At 50.0% G+C, this 19,470-nt stretch carries 22 protein-coding genes; 6 read left to right on the top strand and 16 right to left on the bottom strand.

Annotated features, from left to right (window positions below; genetic code table 11):
* Window position 1 precedes the first annotated feature (1 nt).
* Complete coding sequence (locus EXG77_RS07910) at window positions 2-1,048, top strand: DUF58 domain-containing protein (RefSeq protein ID WP_035397357.1); 1,047 nt, start codon at window positions 2-4, stop codon at window positions 1,046-1,048.
* Complete coding sequence (locus EXG77_RS07915) at window positions 1,045-2,019, top strand: hypothetical protein (RefSeq protein ID WP_023468324.1); 975 nt, start codon at window positions 1,045-1,047, stop codon at window positions 2,017-2,019. The genes EXG77_RS07910 and EXG77_RS07915 overlap by 4 nt, the downstream gene beginning before the upstream one ends.
* A 14-nt stretch (window positions 2,020-2,033) precedes the next feature.
* Here EXG77_RS07915 and EXG77_RS07920 read toward each other — a convergent pair whose 3' ends face one another.
* Entirely contained in the window at window positions 2,034-2,387 is a 354-nt protein-coding gene (locus EXG77_RS07920) for a helix-turn-helix domain-containing protein (RefSeq protein WP_023468323.1), read from the bottom strand.
* 111 nt (window positions 2,388-2,498) lie between these two features.
* On the opposite strand from EXG77_RS07920, the gene EXG77_RS07925 reads away from it, so the two are divergent.
* Window positions 2,499-3,221, top strand: a complete 723-nt coding sequence (locus tag EXG77_RS07925) for an SDR family oxidoreductase (RefSeq protein ID WP_035397359.1) — start codon at window positions 2,499-2,501, stop codon at window positions 3,219-3,221.
* 69 nt (window positions 3,222-3,290) lie between these two features.
* Here EXG77_RS07925 and EXG77_RS07930 read toward each other — a convergent pair whose 3' ends face one another.
* The 3 genes from EXG77_RS07930 to EXG77_RS07940 all read right to left on the bottom strand — a co-directional run bounded on the left by EXG77_RS07930 (window position 3,291) and on the right by EXG77_RS07940 (window position 5,626).
* Entirely contained in the window at window positions 3,291-3,809 is a 519-nt protein-coding gene (locus EXG77_RS07930; protein ID WP_052017122.1) for a hypothetical protein, read from the bottom strand.
* 326 nt (window positions 3,810-4,135) lie between these two features.
* Window positions 4,136-4,462 carry a hypothetical protein gene (locus EXG77_RS07935; RefSeq protein ID WP_035397360.1) on the bottom strand — a complete coding sequence of 109 codons (327 nt, stop codon included), beginning with the start codon at window positions 4,460-4,462 and terminating at the stop codon, window positions 4,136-4,138.
* 159 nt (window positions 4,463-4,621) lie between these two features.
* Window positions 4,622-5,626, bottom strand: a complete 1,005-nt coding sequence (locus EXG77_RS07940; RefSeq protein WP_035397361.1) for a YafY family protein — start codon at window positions 5,624-5,626, stop codon at window positions 4,622-4,624.
* Between the two features lie 113 nt (window positions 5,627-5,739).
* Between EXG77_RS07940 and EXG77_RS07945 the strand changes: the two genes are divergently transcribed.
* Window positions 5,740-6,591 (top strand): alpha/beta fold hydrolase, encoded by an 852-nt coding sequence (locus EXG77_RS07945; RefSeq protein WP_035397363.1) that lies wholly within the window; start codon window positions 5,740-5,742, stop codon window positions 6,589-6,591.
* On the opposite strand, the gene EXG77_RS07950 is transcribed toward EXG77_RS07945, so the two are convergent.
* A complete protein-coding gene (locus EXG77_RS07950) occupies window positions 6,579-7,247 on the bottom strand; it encodes a hypothetical protein (protein ID WP_029341707.1) in 669 nt (222 codons plus the stop codon). The two genes, EXG77_RS07945 and EXG77_RS07950, sit on opposite strands and share 13 nt — an antisense overlap.
* Before the next feature lie 145 nt (window positions 7,248-7,392).
* On the opposite strand from EXG77_RS07950, the gene EXG77_RS07955 reads away from it, so the two are divergent.
* Both EXG77_RS07955 and EXG77_RS07960 read left to right on the top strand, forming a co-directional pair.
* The gene (locus EXG77_RS07955; RefSeq protein WP_035397365.1) at window positions 7,393-7,929 is read left to right on the top strand and encodes a flavodoxin family protein; all 537 of its coding nucleotides are present in this window, start codon (window positions 7,393-7,395) and stop codon (window positions 7,927-7,929) included.
* A gap of 79 nt (window positions 7,930-8,008) precedes the next feature.
* Complete coding sequence (locus tag EXG77_RS07960) at window positions 8,009-8,326, top strand: hypothetical protein (RefSeq protein ID WP_023468315.1); 318 nt, start codon at window positions 8,009-8,011, stop codon at window positions 8,324-8,326.
* Between the two features lie 41 nt (window positions 8,327-8,367).
* Here the strand turns inward: EXG77_RS07960 and EXG77_RS07965 are convergent, their stop codons facing one another.
* The 11 genes from EXG77_RS07965 to EXG77_RS08015 all read right to left on the bottom strand — a co-directional run bounded on the left by EXG77_RS07965 (window position 8,368) and on the right by EXG77_RS08015 (window position 19,326).
* Complete coding sequence (locus EXG77_RS07965; RefSeq protein ID WP_035397367.1) at window positions 8,368-8,667, bottom strand: putative quinol monooxygenase; 300 nt, start codon at window positions 8,665-8,667, stop codon at window positions 8,368-8,370.
* Window positions 8,667-9,032, bottom strand: coding sequence for a YciI family protein (locus EXG77_RS07970; RefSeq protein ID WP_035397368.1), 366 nt, complete (start codon window positions 9,030-9,032; stop codon window positions 8,667-8,669). Before EXG77_RS07970 ends, EXG77_RS07965 begins: the two co-directional genes overlap by 1 nt.
* A 93-nt stretch (window positions 9,033-9,125) precedes the next feature.
* Entirely contained in the window at window positions 9,126-9,587 is a 462-nt protein-coding gene (locus EXG77_RS07975; RefSeq protein WP_035397370.1) for a general stress protein, read from the bottom strand.
* A gap of 86 nt (window positions 9,588-9,673) precedes the next feature.
* Entirely contained in the window at window positions 9,674-11,347 is a 1,674-nt protein-coding gene (locus EXG77_RS07980) for an FTR1 family protein (RefSeq protein WP_035397372.1), read from the bottom strand.
* Window positions 11,331-12,563 (bottom strand): iron uptake transporter deferrochelatase/peroxidase subunit, encoded by a 1,233-nt coding sequence (gene efeB, locus EXG77_RS07985; protein WP_370448367.1) that lies wholly within the window; start codon window positions 12,561-12,563, stop codon window positions 11,331-11,333. Before efeB ends, EXG77_RS07980 begins: the two co-directional genes overlap by 17 nt.
* Window positions 12,564-12,565: 2 nt before the next feature.
* Complete coding sequence (gene efeO, locus EXG77_RS07990) at window positions 12,566-13,384, bottom strand: iron uptake system protein EfeO (RefSeq protein ID WP_023468309.1); 819 nt, start codon at window positions 13,382-13,384, stop codon at window positions 12,566-12,568.
* A 134-nt stretch (window positions 13,385-13,518) separates the two neighbouring features.
* A complete protein-coding gene (locus tag EXG77_RS07995) occupies window positions 13,519-15,240 on the bottom strand; it encodes a DUF2339 domain-containing protein (RefSeq protein ID WP_238987929.1) in 1,722 nt (573 codons plus the stop codon).
* Window positions 15,241-15,361: 121 nt separating this feature from the next.
* The gene (locus EXG77_RS08000; protein WP_035397379.1) at window positions 15,362-16,438 is read right to left on the bottom strand and encodes a C39 family peptidase; all 1,077 of its coding nucleotides are present in this window, start codon (window positions 16,436-16,438) and stop codon (window positions 15,362-15,364) included.
* 183 nt (window positions 16,439-16,621) lie between these two features.
* The gene (locus EXG77_RS08005; protein ID WP_023468306.1) at window positions 16,622-17,671 is read right to left on the bottom strand and encodes an oxidoreductase; all 1,050 of its coding nucleotides are present in this window, start codon (window positions 17,669-17,671) and stop codon (window positions 16,622-16,624) included.
* Window positions 17,672-17,744: 73 nt separating this feature from the next.
* Entirely contained in the window at window positions 17,745-18,230 is a 486-nt protein-coding gene (locus EXG77_RS08010; protein ID WP_023468305.1) for a GNAT family N-acetyltransferase, read from the bottom strand.
* Between the two features lie 223 nt (window positions 18,231-18,453).
* Window positions 18,454-19,326 carry an SDR family NAD(P)-dependent oxidoreductase gene (locus EXG77_RS08015; RefSeq protein ID WP_035397381.1) on the bottom strand — a complete coding sequence of 291 codons (873 nt, stop codon included), beginning with the start codon at window positions 19,324-19,326 and terminating at the stop codon, window positions 18,454-18,456.
* Window positions 19,327-19,470: the final 144 nt, after the last annotated feature.

A 19,470-nucleotide genomic window follows, 5' to 3' on the forward strand; every position in this document is an offset into this window, starting at 1 on the left:
CATGCAATTGATCATACCAAAAGGCTTTAACCTCATCATTCTTACGATGACAGGTGCAAGCGGCGTCATCGTCGGTCTCTATGGTCCTGTCTGGATTGCGACTTTATTACTCGCCTATACATTATATGGCTGGGTGATGCCGTATTATCTCGAATACGTTGCGAAGCGGATTCGCGTCCGCCTCCTTGAGACCGTTCGCGCTTTTCGAGAGGAAACGATCCAGATACCGTTCGAGTTATCGAACCCAACGAAGTTACCACTCGGTCGCATCACGATTTCTGGCTTGCTCGGGGATCAGATCAAGCTTCCTGATGCGAGTAGTCAATTTTGGCGTCAACACTTATATGTCAGCAAACAGACGATTGTACCGTTTTCAATCGATGTCATTGCCGCTCACCGGGGAACGATTCGAATTCAGTCGTTTGACGTCATGATCTCGGATCCGTTTCATTTGATCACAATCTATGTGACGCTTGATATCCAAGAGCTGGGTCACGTCTTCCCTGACTTTGCACCAGCGTCGGTCGAGTGGAATGAACGGATGATTCCCGGTGAGACGATTGATCGCTCGAGTCCGTTCACCGATCGCTCGAGTTTCCACTCCGTCGTTCCCTACTCCGGAGATGCGAAGTCGATCTACTGGTCCGCTTATGCGAAGACGAATGAACTGTACTCGTATCAATATGACCGGAAACGTAACCATGATTATGCCGTCATCGTCGATGGCTTGTCCGCAGACGGACTCGCTCTCCGCTCGGACTTCGAGAAACTATTATCGCGTGCCGCGACGATCATCCGTGAACTCGAGAAACAAGGGGCTTCCTACAGCCTCTGGATTTCGATGGTCAACCGATCCGGGCAGTGGTACCATGTTCCGTCTGGTATGGGAAAACATCAATTCCTACGGACGATGGAATGCCTTGCTCGGATTTCCGAATACGATCTACCGCTCGAACGCCGGTACTTCACGAAACGATTGCAACGTAGTGTACCGTCGACGACGGCGGAGATCCATCTCGGTCACCGGCAGAAAGGAGTGAGCGCATGATTCTCTGGTGGATATTCCTTGCGAGTCTGTTACCGGTTCCGTTCTATCTCGCGCTCGCTCTTCCGGCACTTGCCTTCGTGCCGCATCGTTCGCTTCGCATCGGATTACAGCTACTCGTAGCGGGGTCCTTATATTTCCTCTCTCCCGTAGCTAGCGTCTTAGCGCTCGTCTTCGTCGCCTGGACCGCGTTTCTTGATACGGTCGATTCGCCGTGGCGATACGCTACGAGTGCGATGGTCATCGGCGTCGTGATGGTATTGTTCCCAGGAGTGACACCACCGATTGGCGCATTTTTAATTTTGGTCTTCGTCATTGCGTATCCATTCGTCGTCACGTACATGACAGAATGGCGGCGTATCTTACCGACGATCGCGTTAGTCCTCAGCGCGGGGCTGATCATCGCTGTCGTCTTCCGGCTCACGAAAGAAGCGCTCGTCGGATCCGTCACGAGTGCGATTCGTCCGCTATTTGAAGCATTCGGTTCATTATTCCTTTGGACGGAACCACTTGGTCGAGAAGCGGACACGATGACGAACCGGGCAATGGGGCTAAAGAATATCAAAGGTGTTCAAGACGTGGATCAAGCTGCCGTCCAGGCAGGAACACCGGATTGGATTTGGATCGCAACGACGCTTCTGACCGTGATCTTAGTTGCGGTTACGCTTTATGTCATCCGGAAGCGAAAAGTCATAGCAATCGAAAGAGAACAAACCGTCAAGCACTCCAAGCAGGTACGGGCGCATGCGCCAAAGCGGCATAGTCATCATCCGCTTCTGAAGATTGCCTCTCAACTCGAGCAAGCCTTCCCAAGACGCCATGAAGAGACGACGCTTGAATGGCTGACACGGATCGAGTTCCCGGATGCGTCACCAAACGCGCGTCTGATTGACGGAATCGAGTTCAGTCCAAGTGAACCAGCTTACGACATCCAGACGTTCCGCCGTCAAGTACGGGAACAAATCGAACGTTAACAAAAAGCCCCTGCTCATGGAGCGGGGGCTTCCTCGTCGCATAACGTGCGCATCAATTGGTTGCGTGGTGTCGTCGCAAGACCCCAGTCGCAAATCGCATCAAGTAAGGGAATCAAAGAGATTCCTTTTTCGCTCAAGGCATATTCGACGCGGGGTGGAATCTCCGGGTAAACGGTCCGTGTAATCAAGCCATCTTGTTCGAGTTGTTTCAACTGTTGCGTCAGCGTCTTTGGTGAGACGTCCTGGATATAACGCTCCAGTGTATTAAAACGTACTGTCCCTTCTTCGTGCAGCTCGTACAAGATCATAACTTTCCACTTGCCTTGAATCTGACGCATCGTCGCATCGAACTCATTTAGATACGGCATACCGTCCCCTCCCTTACCAAAAGGTAACCGACTGACCTAAAAGTGCGTACTTCTCGGATTGGTTTCCCTCTGTTATCTTCAATCTATCATATCAAATAAGGAGACGATATCATGAAAACAGGATTCATTGCCATCACAGGTGCAACGTCAGGAATCGGGCATGCGATTGCGCGAACGTTCATTCAAAAAGGATACCGTGTCTTATTGCTCGGACGACGGATTGACCGTCTGGCGAGCCTTGCTTCAGATGATGTCTTGATTCGCCAAGTCGCAGCCACCGACCGAGTTGCCCTCGATGCTGCTTTAGCAGACGCGACGGAAGCGTTCGGACCGGTCGAAGCGATCATCAACAATGCAGGACGGATGTTACTCGGTCAAATCGAGACGCAAGGAGCGGAAGAATGGGAAGAGATGTTTGACGTCAATGCGCTCGGTGTCTTACACGGGATGCAAGCCGTCCTTCCCTCGATGGTAGAGCGGAAGACCGGTACGATCATCAATATCAGTTCGATTGCCGGTAAAAAGACGTTCGCCGACCACGCCGCATACGTCGGCACGAAATTCGCCGTCCACGCGATGAGTGAGAACGTCCGGGGTGAAGTCGCCTCTCACGGTGTCCGCGTCATGACGATCGCACCAGGAGTCGTCGAGACGGAATTACTCGGTCATACGACAAGTGACGCGATCAAGGACGGCTACAACGAATGGAAACAGTCGATTGACGGTGGTCTCGATCCGCAAGTCGTCGCGGACACCGTCTTATTCGCCTTCGAGCAACCACAACACGTCAATATTCGAGAAATCGTCTTAGCCCCGACGAAACAAGTCGATTGACGAATAATAGACCGAAGCGCTCGGAAATGGATGTACTTCCGAGCGCTTCGGTCTGTTTTCATGTAAGCGTTACTTTATTAGGTGACTCTGTTCAATCGTTTGAAAGATTGATTGATAGATCTTCAGTTGCTCTGAACGATTCGGTCGTTCGATCCCCTCACCGAACAACCAGGTCGTCTCTTGTGTATCGTCATAGAGCATACCAGCCGCAAACGTCGGATTCGGCACCGAGATGCTTTCCTCATAGGAGAGACTCGGATCAAGAAACGGTTCGACGGATTTTTGAGAGCCGATGAAGAAAAACGGAATCTGTGCTTTCCGGTAGACGGTGGCATAGTCACGTCCCGATGCCTGATGTAAGTACTCCGGCATGATCATGACGGCATCGTAACGTCGTAAATCCCTTTTGATATCCTGCAGATCAATCGAGTGGAAGTCCGGGGATTGCGTAAGTACTGGAGCCTTTCCGACGACAGCGATGGTGAGATCGATGGTACTGGCCTTTGGCGTCAACGTTGTTTTTTTCATCATACATACGGTAAGCAGTAAACTGAGTGCAAGTAAAGTCATGACGGTTCTTTGTCTCATCTGTCCCTCCATGATTTCCTAATATTAGGTCTTTCGCCTAGTTCCTTTATACCATAGAAATGGATGACATTATGTTTTTTCACAATAGGGAAATCGTGCGAATAAAGTAACAATAGGATCCAATAAAAAAAGACTCCCTGAATGGAGTCTCCTTACTTTTCAGCATCGATTTTTGAAGCCTTACGCGCAATGACGACAATAAAGACGATGGCACCGACAGGAATCACGAGCGGCATCCAGTCGAGGATATACTGTGCGTTCATCGTATCCCCCCTTACCTAGCAAGCTATAAGCGTAGCATATGCCAATTGTTAGGGAGTTGCAAGTCACGGTCGGGGCAGAAGTTCGTTAGCAAGTGAGTAATAAATCAGCACACTTGTCGAAAGGATGTATCCGATCAATAAAAGCGGTGTGAATTTAGGTTTCATGCGTCGTTCGATCAAGCGTAACGAGCCGATGGTGACAACAAGAGCGACGAGCGGACTGAATCCGAATACGACGATATCTAAGGATGTCGCGACATCTTCTGGAAACACGAGATGAAAGACAAAAAGTGAGAATAAGTACCACGATGTATAGGATAGACAAACGAAGAAGAGGAAAGTAGCTAGTTTCCGCATCCCGTTTGATTGGCTTTTTTCCATCTGTTGCATGTCGTTCCTCCTACATAAGTATCAGATATCCTTAATAGTAACTGGAACTATTCGCTTAAAATATTCAAATATGAATATCCGACAAAAAACGACAAAAAGTTTTTTTCTCGACAATTAAAAAAAGCAAGATCCACGGTCAAGTGAACCTTGCTTCAACTCTTAAAGAGCAGGTGTTTCGACTTGATACATCGTCGCAAGACCTGCCACCTTGTTCTTGAATGTCTCCCGGCGTTCGACAGGCGCAATGATTTCCGCCTGATTGCCGAATTGAATCAGCCACATCATGAACCCGTCGGAAAAGAGCGCATCGACCTTGACTTCGAACCAGAGGTCATCGAGACGACGGCAGCGGATATCCGTTCCGAACCGGTCGACGACGGTCGGCATTAGACTTTCCTGAAATTTAAGCGTCAATTGCTCGTTCTCTCCCCCATACATGTTGAACATGTTACTTAAGTAACTCGGCTCGACATGGACCGGTTCTTCCATCGGTTCAAACGCTTTACAATTGACGATTCGGTCGACCCGGTACGTCCGAATCTCTTTGATCCGCTCATCACGTCCAATCAAATAGTAATTTCCGTTATCCATCAACAGGTGAGCCGGAGAAACGAGGTAATGCTCGCCATCTTTCCGTAACTCGAACTTTCGCGTCCGTTCGTTAAACTTTCCTTGATACTGGAAACTGATGACGAACTCATCACTGATAGCTTTCTGGATCGTATCGATCGAGCGCGACGTCATTCCTTTTGGTTTTTTGACAGTATGTAGTACCGGCTGGAGAGACTCCGCCATCTTATCACTCGTCAACGACTGAATCGTCTGAACGAGCGACGTCGTCTCACTTTCCGAGATAAACTTCGCACTGGCGATGGCATCGACCAGCAATCGGAGTTGATGATGCTCAAAGGGACGACTGACGAGATGATACGGAATGGCAAGTCCATTCTTCGTCTCTTCCGCCACGACGTCAAAACCTGATTTGGCAAGTGCCGCAATATCATCCTTCAACGATTTTCGGGATAGCTTCTCGATCAGTCCTCGTTTCGAGAGTTCCGTGCTCAATTGCTCAAGCGTCAACGTATGGTCTTCATCCGACTGACGTTCGAAGATTTCTCGTACAGCAAGTAAGCGGTCACGGTTCGTTAATTTTTCGTTAGACACTACGCATCCTCATTTCCTAAGTCACAATGGTTTGGTTATACTTTACAGTATACATGAAAATAAACACGAGATTAACAATAAAATGGTAAAAATTAAGAGATAGGAGAATTGGGATGCATTATATCGCAGAATGGAACGGTCAGCGTTTTGAATACCGGGATAGCGGGAGTGGTCCCGTCATTTTATTAATTCATGGTACACAATCGGATTACCGAGAAGTCTACCATGTCGAGAAGTTAATCGCGGCAGGATATCGCGTCATCGTACCGTCACGCCCCGGGTACGGACAAACCCCACTTCAGCTCGCTGATAGTCCAGAGGCGCTCGCAACATTCTATTCTAAGTGGCTAGCTTCCCGTCAGATTAAACATTACACCGTTTATGGCATCTCTGCCGGCGGACCGACGGCAATCGCGCTTGCTGGAATGGATCCAGGCGTCCATGCCCTTGTCTTAGCGTGTGCGATGACGCACCGGATTTCCCTGCCGTACCATCGTCTTCTGATCCAACCGGTCTTACAACGTCCTTTACAGTTCATCCAGTGGGGGCTTTGGACGTATGTGAAGGATAAGATACGCAAGTTTCCTGAAGAAGCAGCAGTTCGGATGGTCGAGATGACGAGTCTGTTACCACGCGAAACAATCCGTACCCACATTAGTGAGACGGATGCGTCGTTATTATATGAAGTTGGTCTTCAAAATGGTCCTGGGCGAGGTGTCTTGTTTGATATCACACAAGACATCGAACGAGAACGGCTTGAAGCCGTCACGTGTCCCGTCTTGATCGTCCATTCGAAGTCAGACCGTGCTGTTCCGTTCGAGCATGCCGAACACGCACGACGGAGTATTCCTCACGCGCAGTTCATTGAATCGAAAAGTCCCGGTCACCTGATTTGGATTGGTCCATCCGCACGTCGAGATGAACGGATGATCGAACGATTCATCGCCTTCAATCAGATAACTTGAAGGCGGAGCCGCATTTTTAGCTTCTCATCATCTTCCTCGATCGCAATCAGACCACGACGCGTCAGTTCACCAATCGCACGACGCGTCCGGTCTTGATTAAGTCGGGCACAGCGGGCAATCTCAGCGATGCCCATCCGACATGACAGTTGGTTCGCCTTAATCTTTGATGAAGGCTTCGCGACGGAGCGTTGTAAGAGGCGCCAAAAGACATGGCGGGCATCCTCTGATAAAGCATAGGCATTTTTCTCGATCACCGGTGGCATGTAACGAACGTCTTCTCGAATCCGGCGAATCAGATAGAGACTGAGCCATTCTTCAAGCTCCGCTTGAATTCGTGAGAATTCGAACCACCAAAGCTGCTCGAGTGCCTCTTCTTCTTTCGTTGCCAGCTGCCAGCTAGCAGGAATCTCATCAAACTCTTCCTCGAGCCAGTCTTCGTAGTCGAGTGCCGTCTCATACAAGACTTGTGACGGAATCTGCTCGAGTGACGTCCGATGTTTATAGATATCAAAGCTCATCCGTCGAAAATGTTCGACGGATGCAGCCACTTGGCTCAAATGAATTAATTGTTTCGTAATGAGGCGCGCCAGTCCATCCATCTCGAGGTGGATGGCATATAAGTGTTTTTCTAGCGCAATGAGCGTGCTTCTCTCCATTCGACTGTTCCTCCCCTATTTGTTTTTCGTCTTCTTGTCTTTTTCCGCAAAACCCTTATTCAAAACCAATTGTGAGCATATCGGTGTATTGACAGTGCAGTTTGGAATAGAATAGAACAATCGAATTCAAAAGGAGATGCACGATATGTATACGATTTTTGGTAGCTCACGTAAAGGAAACAGTGAATGGCTCGGGGAACAAGCATTGAAAGGAATCCCTCATGTTGCTGTCGATTTGGCGAACGTCTCGATTCAGCCGATTGAAGACCGCCGTCATCACGGAGGCTTTTTGCCGATTGGCGATGACTATCGCCGGATCGTCGAAGAGATGCTTGAACACGATGACATCCTGTTCATCACTCCGATTTACTGGTACTCGATGTCGACGAAGATGAAATTATTCATTGACCGATTCAGCGAGTCACTGCGCGATGAAGAACTTGAATTCAAACGTCGGATGGCAGGGAAACGATTCCACTTGATTGCGGTCGGAGGAGATAATCCACGCGTCAAAGGACAAGCACTCGTCACGCAGTTCGAGCATATCGCATCGTTCCTTGGCGCAACGCTTGAGACAGCGATTCTTGCCGAAGGGAATGCACCAGGTGAGGTCGAGCACGATCAAGAGGCGATTGCCGCAATCGAGGCGTTTCGTGAAAAAATGTCAGGAGCACGTGTTTAAGCACTGTTCGTGAAGGGAAATAACTGAAGCAGAGCGCACGACTATCTAGCGTACGACTCAATTCAGGAGGTGGTCAGCCATGTTCGCATCTAAAAAACGATCGAATCGCAAGTGGAAACAACTGACTTCACGCCAGCATATCCTTCATCTTGAACATCTGTATCAATCACGCGAAGAGACGATCGTTCGTGATCGCCTCTCCTTACAACACATCATGGAACGTGCAGTCCGGACCGGACAGACGGTCCACGTCCGATTAAAACAACTCGATACGGTATCCGGTTCGATCCAAGCGATTTTTCATGACCGCGGAACGATTGAACTCGTCACATCGACAGGTATGCGCCGGATGGTGCGATCGTCGGACGTCATCGATATCCAGTGGACGACAACCTAACAGCATGTAACCCCTTCTCGACTAGAGGAGGGGTTTTTGGTTTACATGAGTCCTTTGCCACCGAGCGGGTGGTCTTCGAGCACGCGTTCAACATGCTCGAGCAATGGACGCGCTTGCGTAATCAAACGCCGCGTCACCGGTAACTCTAAAGACGCGAGGTGTGCAGCGGCATCCGTCCAGATTTCACGGACATGTAGCACATCCGATTCGTCAGAAATACTGATGATGTAGTGCAGACAACTCGGATGAGTCTCTAAAGAAGCCGCAGCTTCAAGTAACAGGGCGATGACGTGGTCGCGTTGTCCGGTTTGAGTCGTAAATGTCGTCCATAATCCATACATCAAGAGGTACCTGATAATGGACGGACTTCTGCGCGCCAACCGTAAGATTCCCCTTCTGCGACTTGAGTCGTCGGATGAAGGGAAGCCAGTTCCATCGCATGATTCAAATCACGTGCTTCAAAGACAATCAAACTGCCAATCTGCTCTCCATGCGCTCGATCCGGCTCTACTTTCTTCTGTACGACCCCATCTTGCCAGTAAAATGCTTGTGTCGTAAGACCCGGGTGCCAGTCTGATAGGACATCGACTTGTTCATTGAAGGTGTTCATCAACGCATCACAACGCGACATCAAAGCATCGATCTCTTCCTTCGATAAAACATCCATTCGGTCTGCATCATAATAACCAACGTATAAGAATTGCATCGTCTTTCCTCCTCTCAATTTTCCCATTCCCTTCCATGAGAAGGCTAAACAAAAGCCTCTTGTCTCTACGCTGAGAAACAGGAGGCTTATGTATCATTCATCTTTTAACTTGACGTTTTGATCGGCTGGTAACGTCGTCGTCGTTTCCTCGTCTTCAAGTTTCGGAACTCCAGCACCATAATCGGTTGCTTCATCCGTCACGTAAGACGCCGCGAACGCTGGATTCAGTAAATCGGACTTCGAACCGACGATGACGATCCGCCCGTGTCGGACTTCTTCTTCTAGATCCTCAGCGACATCCTTCGTCATGCCAAGCTCGGACAACTGAGCAATCCGGTCATTTCGGTTACTCCGGACGGCTGATAATAACGTCTCAAAGAACGACTTCTTCGTCACGCGGTATGGTAACGTCTGTGTGTCATTCGCGATCCGTTCCGCGAGTTCTTCGTCTTTGGCAAAGATGTAAATCTGTTTATTCGAATAGCCACTTGATTTGAGGCTCGTCACTTCTGCGTCGACAGCGGTCATGTTTCGTACGATGCGTGTTTCAAGCATAAAAATCCCTCTCTTTCATGCAGCAAGCTGCTGATAAGAAGTTATACCCGGAACATAATAGTTGAAACCTGAAATTGAAAAATGGATCAAGCAGCAGTCTGGATTGAAGACGCACGCCGCTTTTGCCAGATCGTAAACAAGGCAATCAGAATCATCAGGACGACTTGTGGGATAAGCGTCTCGAGCGTTGGGTAGAAACCAATCCACCCGGCAGTTCCGAGTCCATTGATCGGATGAATCGGTAAGACGTTCGTCAGCTGCAACGCGTGCAGACTCGTACCAAGAATCTTGAACGCCATTAGATAGATTAACCACGACGCGACTTGGAACAGACGATGGATCGGTAAACGGACACCAATCTGGATGACCGCATACGAGACGAGACCGATGATGATGATCGCGAGACCGATTCCGGATAATAAGGCAGTTTTCGTCATCGCTGGTGCCATTCCGATATAAAATAACAACGTCTCGGCGCCTTCTCGGAAGATCGTCAAGAAGCTGACGAAGAACAAGGACGTCGTCGAAAGCGTCGATAAAAAGTGTTTTCGTTTCGCAACGGCGCTTTTCGAGTGCAACCAATAGCCGACGAACAACATGACGACGACTGCAACGATGCCCGTGTAGCCTTCAATTTGTTCCCGACCCGTCGCCGCGAACGAGGCCTGAAAGACCGTCTGGAGGATGAGCGCTAACAGACCGCTTGCGATCAGACCAAGCCCAGCGCCTGCCCAGACCTTCCCTTCTTGTTTTGAACGACTTTTCCGTGCGAAAGCAACGAGCGCACTGACGATCAGTAACGCTTCGAGACCTTCCCGCAGCATGACGAGCATTGCATCAACAAACGTATAATGCGTCTTCGTTTGTAATTGTGCGATAGCATTCTCAAACGACTGGAGTTCTTGTGCCGTCTTTTCCCGCGTTTCCGGCGTCAGGCGGGCAAGTAACAGTGGTACATCTGATTCAAGCTGGGAATAGAGACCTTCATTACGTGTCCGGACCTCGCCTTCCGCACGTGGCCAAGTCTTCAGAAACGATTCGAGTGCTTGTTTCGCTTTCGGTAAATCATTTTCAGCTAGTGCGGTTTGCGCCTCCTCGAGTGGCGTCAGCAGCGACTGCAGTCCCGTTTTCTTCGCCTGGACTTTCTCTCCGTCGAGGAAAGACTGAACGGCCGTATCGAACTGATCAAGTGCGGCTTGCCATTCCTTCGTATCCGCGGAATCACGCGCCGCCGCGATCCGGATCGACGCGAGCGCCATCTCGATGTTGCCATAGTGACCGACACTGTCATTGCGAACAAGACTCTCGTGCGTCGCCCATGCGGTCAACAATCGTTGCTCCGCTGCCGGACGGTCGCTCGCCTTGACCTGCCGCATCTCTTTCGTCAACGAAAGCAATTGCTTCACCTTTGCTTTCGCGACCGGATCCGTCTTCGGTTTCGTTGCTTCTTCCTGCTTCCGGACGGCAGCAGAGAGAGCTGTCAGTTGCTCGCGGACTTCCGGAAACGCTGCCGATCGTTTCGCATCGACCTGTTTGACGGCTTTCGTGATTGCCGCTTGTTGATCAGGTAAGTCTTTAGATGCTTGATTCAGTTCATCAATCGCTTGATTCAGTGCCGCGCGATCTTCACTTGCGACGGCAGACAGGGCTTGTCCGATTGCGACATAGAGATCATCCGTCGATGCAGCATGGACGGGCACCGCGTGTTGACCGGCTATAAGGAGTACAAATACAAGGACGAGATTACGCAAATAACGCATCACCGATGTAGCCTCCTTTCGAGATTCCACCGAAGCAAGCGAAGATGGCACTTCCACGGTGCGTGATGTATTCATTCAATCGGTCCTGTGCGGCAAGACGACGCTGAATCTCGATGAATTGTTTCGGTGAACGCTGATACGATAAAAACAGCAGTCCGGCATCAAGGGCACCCGTCTTTTCATCGATGCCGTCTTGATACGAGTAGGAACGGCGTAAGATCGCTGTCTTCCCGTCCCCGTGTGCGACAGCGGTATGCGAGTCAACCGGTAAGGCGGCTTCGCCACGAGCTTGTCGTTTCGCTGGTGTGACGGAAGCGAACTCGTCTGTTGAGCCAAGCGGAGCCCCGGAAGCACGTTCGCGTCCGAAGGTCCGTTCTTGCTCTTTTAGAATCGTCCGGTCCCAGACTTCAAGATGCATCTGGATGCGACGGACGACAAGGAACGAGCCGTTCGTCAACCATGGTGTCCCGTCTTGCCACTGACAAAAGAGAGAGTCTTTCCGGACCTGCTTCTTCGAGACGTCAGGATTCCCCGTGCCGTCCTTGAAGCCGAACAGATTACGCGGCGTCCCACCAGAGGCATCTGCTGCTTTACTGCGCTGGAAACCAGCTTGCGACCAACGCATCGCGACCGTCCCACGCCCGACACGGACGAGGTTACGGATCGCATGGAAGACGACTTGGGCATCATCACCACACACTTGGACGACGAGGTCGCCACCGCTCCATTTTTCGTCCAGACGATCGAGATCGAACGTCGGCAACGGTTTAAGGGCATCCGGTTGTTTATGACGGATGCCGAAGCGACCGTCAAACAGACTTGGACCGCACCCGAACGTAAACGTCAAGTGTCCGGCAGATAATCCATCCGCTTCCCCCGTATCTTCCGGTGGAACATAACGGGACTCAGAGTCGCCATATGGTAACCCGGCCGCAAGTCTGGCGCATAATCGCGTCCAACGCTTTAGTAAATCAACGAGTTCGTCGCGTCGGTCCGTCTTGATATCAAACGCTACGACTTGGACGTGATTTTGTGGTGGAGTCAGAATTCCCGCTTGATACGTACCGTAGAACGGCTCTTGATCACTGGCTTCAACAGTCAATGTCCGCGGAAGAAACTTTTCAAGACCACTGGCATACAGGGCAGCACCGAGACTCGTCAAGCCCGCGACCTTAAGAACGTCACGCCGCGTGACACCTTCTTGGATTGGTTTCATGCTTATCCCTCCAGTACGATGCCCATCTTCGAGAGCGGTTCCGCGAGTTCATTGATGGCGACACTCATCTGTTTGACATCTTGTTTCGAGAGACTCGTATAAAGGACATAGCCATCGCCCTTTTTCTTCGCGTCGAGTAACGCATGGACATCCTTGAAGCGAGCCGCAATCTCTTTTGATAACGCCGCATCTTGTTTTTTCAGCGCCGGGTTCAATAGTTCGTAAATTTTTTCAGCCCCTTCGACGTTTGCCGCGAAGTCATATAAATCAGTATGCGAATAACGGTCTTCTTCCCCTGTCACTTTTGACGTCGAGACCTCGTTTAACAGATCGGTCGCCCCCGTGACGAGTAATTCTGGTGTCACCTCGACCGTCTCGACCTTTGCCCGAAGTAAGTGGACGTCCTTCATCAATTGTTTCGCGTACGCTTCATAACCTTTTGTCGTTCCCTTTTCAAATAACCCTTGCTCGATCCGGTGGTAACCACCCCATTCCGACGCTTTCACGTCGCCTGCTCGCGCATCGATCTTCGGATCAAGGTCACCGAACACTTCCGCGATTGGTTCTGCGCGTTCGTAATACATCCGTGTTGGTGCGTACAATGCTTTCGCTTCTTCAAGCTTGCCAGCCTGTACGGCATCGGTGAATTTTTCCGTCTCGCGGACGAACGTATCGATTTCGTTAATCGCATACGTCCGGTAATCCTCAACGACCTGGTCAAAATTCTCTTTTTTCGGTGCTGGTGTCTCCGCCTGTTTCGCTTCACTGCAACCTGCTAAAACGACGGCGAGCGCCCCTGTCATCAATAATGCTTGTTTCATGTATGGTTCCCCCTGTTACTAATTAAGTCAGTTCCTTAAATAGTATAGACGACAATGATAATCGTTATCAATAAAAATTTTTTGCAATAAAAAAAAGCTTGAACCGGTTTATTTCAACCGATTCAAGCGCTCTATCAGGCTTGTTCTTTGCGTTTTTTGAAGTACGTCCGTGAAATGATGAACGTGACGATCCCGAAGCCAATGAAGACGAACGCTTTTTGGAATAAGCTCAGGAACGACAAATCGAACAGTAAGAGCTTGACGGCACTGATGGTCAGTAGCAACAATCCGGACAATCGCCACGTCGACGACGTCCGCATCCGACCGATCGCGACAAGGACGAGTGCGAGAACAATATAGGCAGCGGACAACGTCGTACTACGCGCCGTCTCTTCAAGACCGCGGTAGAATGGTAACTCCATGATGATCAACGTGTAGGTCGTAAAAACCCCGATTGCGGCTAAAACGAGGACAAGTTGCCATGACCCTTTCCAGAGCGGATCACGATGTGTCTGAACGAGGAGCAAGACGAATGCCGTTGAAGCGACGACCATCGCGAGAACAGTCAAAGCGTAGGACAAACCTATGTTTTGATAGGATTCATAATCAATGACGGCTGAAAAGATAAAGACGACATACAAGCCGACGTTAAACAACCGTTGATGTGGCATGCGCGCCCGCGGAACGAACCAAAATGCGGCGATCAATCCGGCAATCAAGAAGTAGCGTAGTTGATACGTCCAGCTGAGGGCATCTGCCGGAATCAAGAGGACGGCGACGAGTAAGGCAACGTGACCGACGCCGTTTTGAGCGTGATCCTTCAATCGTTCCGCAAGCACGTAGGCAATTCCGGCGAACAGAATCGCTACCAGCATTCCGAACGACCAATCAAGGATCAGTAACGTCAGTAAGACGACAATTCCGGCAAGCCAGCTTGGGACGTTTGGCTGAAACTGGATGCGTCGGCCGACGAACGACGTCGCACCGTAACCAAAGAGTGCTGCAAGTAAGACCGACCACTCATCAAGTCGTGGTACCTGTTCATCAAGCCAGTAGAGCTCTAACGAGAGTAGACCGAACGCGAGTGCGATCGTAAAGATCATCCAAGCGAAGACGAACGCCTTTTTTGCCTTCAGTCGGTCAACGGCAAAGAAGATCACTGCGAACAAGACGACTTCGTACAATAAGAAGAGCGGCAAGTTCGGCTCGTCTGATAATTGTAGATACGGTAATAAGAAACCGGTGATGGATACGAGGACGAGCAAGGCTTGCGATCGCATCCAGAGCATCAAACCGTACGCGATGAAGACGACGACGAGCTCAAGTAAGAAAGCTAAAGACGGTGGATAGAATTGATATAAGGCCATCCCGGCGAACAGTGCCGCCAACGCGACGATCGTACCGGTCGCGACAAGTCCGACCCCGAGCTCACGTCGTTTCTTCTCATACTGGTATTCTCCGAGAGCGATGACGAGTAAACCAATTAAGACCCCACTTCCGATGCGGACAGGTGGACTGATCAGACCGGCAACCGAGGCGTAGGAGAAAAGGAATAAAGCCCCGAGCGCAGCGAATATCGCTCCAATCCGGGGTAACCAGACGGTCGCGATGACCTGTTCCCATTCTTCGCGGGAGCGTTTTTCCTTAAATGTTGGTGGAGGAACAACCGGTTTTCGTTTCGTATAAGCAGGGCGCGGAGCTGGGCGAGCGACTGTACTTACTTCTGGTTCGCTCGGTTCAGGTGCGACAGGCGAAGTGTGCTGTCCTTCAAGGGCAGCTACTCGTTGTCGTAACGCCGCGACCTCCTGCTCGAGACGCGTGATCCGTGGATCTTCCATCTCTTCACTTCCTTTCATGAATACATTGTCATTCTTTTACACACCTAGCAGGTGAACTCCTTCATTTTACAGTAGACTTCGTATCGATATGCCTGAAAATGACAAAAATCCGGTCGCGTCGGAGCGACCGGATGAGGGTTTAACGAACAGATAACGCATATTGTCCCGTTTGATTGAAAACGGATGTGAACTGCGAGCGACTGACACTGTACTTGCCGCGGTATGGGTCCGAGACGTAGAACGAACCACTTGAGACACCTGTCACGAGCATGACGTGATAGTTCCGGTAGCCTGTGAATGTTTTACCGTCCGGTTTGATCCAAGAAAAGTAGCCATATGGATTCTTGAAATCGACCGTTGCCCAGACGATGACTGGGTTACCGCTACGGATTTCACTCTCAATTTTCGAGACGCCTTGTTTCGAGATATCAACGGCACCACTGCGGTATTTTTTCGCAAGTGGTAGGATCCCTTTCGGGTAGATGCCCCAGTTCTTGTAGTAGTCGAGCGTACCGGCTGGATTCCCCGTGAACATTTTTTCTGGATCTGCCCAGTAATACTTTCCGTTCTTATACGTCGCGTTCTTCATACTTTTTGGCATTTGCTTATAGAGTGACGCAGCAGAGACGGCTTTTTTCTTGTATTCGAGTGCCATCTTCAACGAGACGAACTCACAGCCAGATGGATACCCGAGTGAATATTGGTTGTAGTACGGGACGTTTAGCTTCTTCGTCGTCGTCGATGGTTTCGACTTCGAGACGTATTGCGTCGAGATATAGCGGTAGCTTCCCTTGTAGAGAATCCGTGTCCAGCTCCCTGACGTGCCGTATGTCGCGACGGCAACCCCTTTATTCAGCTGCCCTACGACCTTATACTTCGTTCCAGCACCCGTCCGGACGTTAAGTGTGCCGACCGTCGTATACTTCGTCCCGGTCGATGTGTACTTCGACGAAGACGATTTGACGAAATCCTTGTGTATGTAGCCGGTGCGGGATTTAAAGCTGATTTTGTACCAGCTGCCAGACGTGCCTTTTGAACTGTAGACGTTTCCTTTGTAAATCTTTCCGAGAATCTTACTCGATGTCGACGGTTTTTCGCGAACGCGCAAAACATCCGTCGTCACGGTTAATTTCGTTGCTGCTTCAGCAATGAGCGAAGGACTGAGTACGCCAACGAAGATGACTGCAATCAGCAGTACGGAGAAAAAACGTTTCATGATAGACCCCCTATGGTGTAATTTGGTGACTCGTTCCCCTTTTCCCAACTTTTTGAAAAAATAATCAACATTTCTTTAGAAAAATCTGAAAAATGAGGAACGTCCTTGTTCGTTATATCAAAAAAACTCGATCATGCCTACGGGCACAGTCGAGTTGTCATCTTTCTGAAATCAAAATAAAATTTAATTTTTAATCGTTAAAATATATGGTGATGGTTGCGCAAATGCTTGTTCGAGCAGATGAGCGACGAACAAGGTATCCTCTTCCTTGACTGGTAGCGGCGCGTCCTCGACGATACTACGGTAAAAGGCGCGATACATTTTACCGTAATCGCCAACAGGACTTGGAATCCGGACGTCTTGCAGATGACCGTGTTCATCATGATAAATCAAACGCCCATAATCGTCTTCTGAATCCTCACCGAACCCCTCTTCTCCCGGGAAGTAGTTCGCTTTCAGGTCGAGCTCTTGCCGGTCGACGTGTTGTTTGATGAACGTGCCGTTCGTGCCGTGTAACATCCACCGGGGTGCCGGGGCAAGTGCGACATGACTCGTCCGGACGCTGACCTTGAGCTCCGGATAATAGAGATCAATCGCAAACGCGTCGTCTGGATTATGCGGCAGTCGAACACTGCGCACGTCAAAGGCGACCTTGTCCGGTTTTCCGAACAAAGCGATGATTTGATCGAGCGTATGGACGCCGAGTCCGTAAAGCGCACCGTTTTCGTGACGCGCATCAGCTGACGCCGCTTCTGGGCGGAATAGATCAAATTGCGAGACGACCTCGACGAGACGACCAAGTTTCCCGGACCGGATGATTTGCGCGACGACTTGGAAGTCGCTGTCGTAACGTCGGTTTTGATAGGCGAGAATCTTGACGCCTTGCGCATGTGCTTCTGCAAATAGACGCTTCGTCTCCTCTTCCGTCACCGTAAATGGCTTTTCGACGAGAACGTGCTTTTGATGTTGCAGCGCGAGCAACGCGTATTCGAAATGTGTCGCCGGTGGTGTATTGATGACGACGACATCAAGTGCCGGGTCAGCGAGCATTTCGGACAGATCCGTCGTAAAACGGGCATCCGGCAGTCGATCCTGATAGGATGCGAACAGCTCCGGTTTTTCCTTCCGATTGTAAATCCAGGTGACGTGATAATTGTCCTCGATCATCACGTACGGTAAATGGTAACGGGTCGTACTTTTGCCAAAGCCGATGAAGCCGATATTCAATCGCATCCGATCACTCCTTGAACCGTTCTTTTTCTATTACCATACCAAACGAAACGACCGTTGTCTTGATTGAACCGCTTCAAGCCGTCGCTTCGATGCGTTCATACTCATAAATCGAGAAGCCGTCCCGTGTTCCTTGATGGACGAATCCGAAAGACGTGTAATACGCGTTGAGAAACTCGTTTGAAGCGACACAGTCGAGTCGTAGGATTTCTCCTTCATCCTCTGTCACTGCAATCGCGTGTTCCAGTAGTTTTCGACCGACACCACGTCCTTTTGCGCGGTCGCTGACGACGATTCGATGGATATACAGACCTTCTACATCATCCCACAAGGATTGATCCCATTCGAGCGAAGGAAGCAGGGCAACGGAACCAAGCAGCTCGTTCTGATCCTCAAAGACATACAGGCGGCCGGCTTCTAAATCTCGCGCGACGAGTTGTTCGATGTCTTGCTCCAGATAAGCAGACCACTGGCTACTGCCACTGGCTTTGAGGGAGAGCGCTTTTTGCTCAAGTAGGGTTGCGATGTTTCGAACGTCTTTTGATGTAGCTTGTCGTATCATGTTATTCCTCCTGTTACAAAAAAATTCTTCTCTATCCTAACGAATGTACAGCGAGAAGAAAACCTTTTTGCTTCAAGATTTCATCGTTCCCCATTATTTTGTGATTTTTTTCATATTCCACAATTTTATTTCAATGTAACGTATCCTTTAGGAGTGATCTGACCCCCAGTCGTCACAACGGTAAACGACCGGCTTCCCACGAGCCGGTCGTTTTTTTTGTCATTCAGGCGAGTTCGACCCAGCGGCGCGACAGATTCCGTGCTTGTGCCCGGTACTCGTCGTCTTCGACGATCGGATTGCTGAGTCGTGGAGCGGAATCCGCATAGTAGCCGCCGTTGTCAAGCGGATCGTCGGTTGTTGCGAGATAGAGTGCCGTCTTTGCGCCGTATTCCGGCGTATAGAGTTTTCCGGTCCAGTACCCGACTTGCGCGACCGGTTTGAGTAACGTCTTCATCACTTTGCCGTACTTGCCGCGATAGAACAAATCCGTATTGACGATCCCCGGGTGGACGCTGACGAACGTGATCCGGTCGCCGTGTATTTCAGCCAGTTCACGCATATGAATCATTTGCAGGAGCTTTGATTCGCGGTAAGAACGCATCGGACTATAGTGTTCTTTTTTGACGTGGGCGATTGCTTCAAGTTCGACGTCGGTCCGAATCAAGCCACCTTCACCTGCGAGCGACGAAATCGAGATGACGCGCGGGTCGTTCCCTTTCTCAAGTAACGGCAATAAGCGCTCAATCAAATAGAAATGACTCAAGTAGTTGACCTGGAATTGTGATTCGAAGCCGTCCTTCGTGACATGATACGGCGGTACCATGACACCGGCGTTTAAAATCAAGCGGTCGATGCGACCCACTAAATCAAACAGACGATCCGCGAAGCGACGGACGGAGTCCAGTTGATCGAGTTGGACGATCTCGATTTCCAGGTGCGTATGCGATACACCATGTTCCCGCAGTAGTTGCACGAGTGCCGTCGCTTTTTTCTGCGAACGGACGGTAGCGATGACCCGATCTCCTCGCTCCAATAATTCTTGAATCGTGACCATCCCCATGCCGGAGTTGGCACCCGTGACGATACAGATGTTCATCCCTTTTCCTCCTTGTGTTCCGTATTGAACGCAAATAGTTCTGTTTCTAGTTTTCCTTTTTCTTTTCGTTTGTACACCTCGTTTTGACGTTATTTTTCGAAAATTTCAAAAAGTAACGTATACTAAAAGGAGAACATGTTATCA

Origin of the sequence: Exiguobacterium sp. OS-77 (assembly GCF_000414195.2) — a bacterium.
Classification (GTDB): Bacteria; Bacillota; Bacilli; order Exiguobacteriales; family Exiguobacteriaceae; genus Exiguobacterium_A; species Exiguobacterium_A indicum.

Coding starts and splice junctions, on each gene's coding strand:
- EXG77_RS07975 (WP_035397370.1), bottom strand. CDS start 9,587: ATGCTTGAAACACGCATCGTACGAAACATGACCGCTGTCGACGCAGAA.
- EXG77_RS08010 (WP_023468305.1), bottom strand. CDS start 18,230: ATGATACGACAAGCTACATCAAAAGACGTTCGAAACATCGCAACCCTA.
- EXG77_RS07960 (WP_023468315.1), top strand. CDS start 8,009: ATGTTCGCATCTAAAAAACGATCGAATCGCAAGTGGAAACAACTGACT.
- EXG77_RS08015 (WP_035397381.1), bottom strand. CDS start 19,326: ATGAACATCTGTATCGTCACGGGTGCCAACTCCGGCATGGGGATGGTC.
- EXG77_RS08005 (WP_023468306.1), bottom strand. CDS start 17,671: ATGCGATTGAATATCGGCTTCATCGGCTTTGGCAAAAGTACGACCCGT.
- EXG77_RS07925 (WP_035397359.1), top strand. CDS start 2,499: ATGAAAACAGGATTCATTGCCATCACAGGTGCAACGTCAGGAATCGGG.
- EXG77_RS07930 (WP_052017122.1), bottom strand. CDS start 3,809: ATGAGACAAAGAACCGTCATGACTTTACTTGCACTCAGTTTACTGCTT.
- EXG77_RS07995 (WP_238987929.1), bottom strand. CDS start 15,240: ATGAAAGGAAGTGAAGAGATGGAAGATCCACGGATCACGCGTCTCGAG.
- EXG77_RS08000 (WP_035397379.1), bottom strand. CDS start 16,438: ATGAAACGTTTTTTCTCCGTACTGCTGATTGCAGTCATCTTCGTTGGC.
- EXG77_RS07980 (WP_035397372.1), bottom strand. CDS start 11,347: ATGCGTTATTTGCGTAATCTCGTCCTTGTATTTGTACTCCTTATAGCC.
- efeO (WP_023468309.1), bottom strand. CDS start 13,384: ATGAAACAAGCATTATTGATGACAGGGGCGCTCGCCGTCGTTTTAGCA.
- EXG77_RS07970 (WP_035397368.1), bottom strand. CDS start 9,032: ATGCAATTCTTATACGTTGGTTATTATGATGCAGACCGAATGGATGTT.
- EXG77_RS07950 (WP_029341707.1), bottom strand. CDS start 7,247: ATGGAGAGAAGCACGCTCATTGCGCTAGAAAAACACTTATATGCCATC.
- EXG77_RS07915 (WP_023468324.1), top strand. CDS start 1,045: ATGATTCTCTGGTGGATATTCCTTGCGAGTCTGTTACCGGTTCCGTTC.
- EXG77_RS07945 (WP_035397363.1), top strand. CDS start 5,740: ATGCATTATATCGCAGAATGGAACGGTCAGCGTTTTGAATACCGGGAT.
- EXG77_RS07935 (WP_035397360.1), bottom strand. CDS start 4,462: ATGCAACAGATGGAAAAAAGCCAATCAAACGGGATGCGGAAACTAGCT.
- EXG77_RS07910 (WP_035397357.1), top strand. CDS start 2: ATGCAATTGATCATACCAAAAGGCTTTAACCTCATCATTCTTACGATG.
- efeB (WP_370448367.1), bottom strand. CDS start 12,563: ATGAAACCAATCCAAGAAGGTGTCACGCGGCGTGACGTTCTTAAGGTC.
- EXG77_RS07955 (WP_035397365.1), top strand. CDS start 7,393: ATGTATACGATTTTTGGTAGCTCACGTAAAGGAAACAGTGAATGGCTC.
- EXG77_RS07920 (WP_023468323.1), bottom strand. CDS start 2,387: ATGCCGTATCTAAATGAGTTCGATGCGACGATGCGTCAGATTCAAGGC.
- EXG77_RS07965 (WP_035397367.1), bottom strand. CDS start 8,667: ATGTATGGATTATGGACGACATTTACGACTCAAACCGGACAACGCGAC.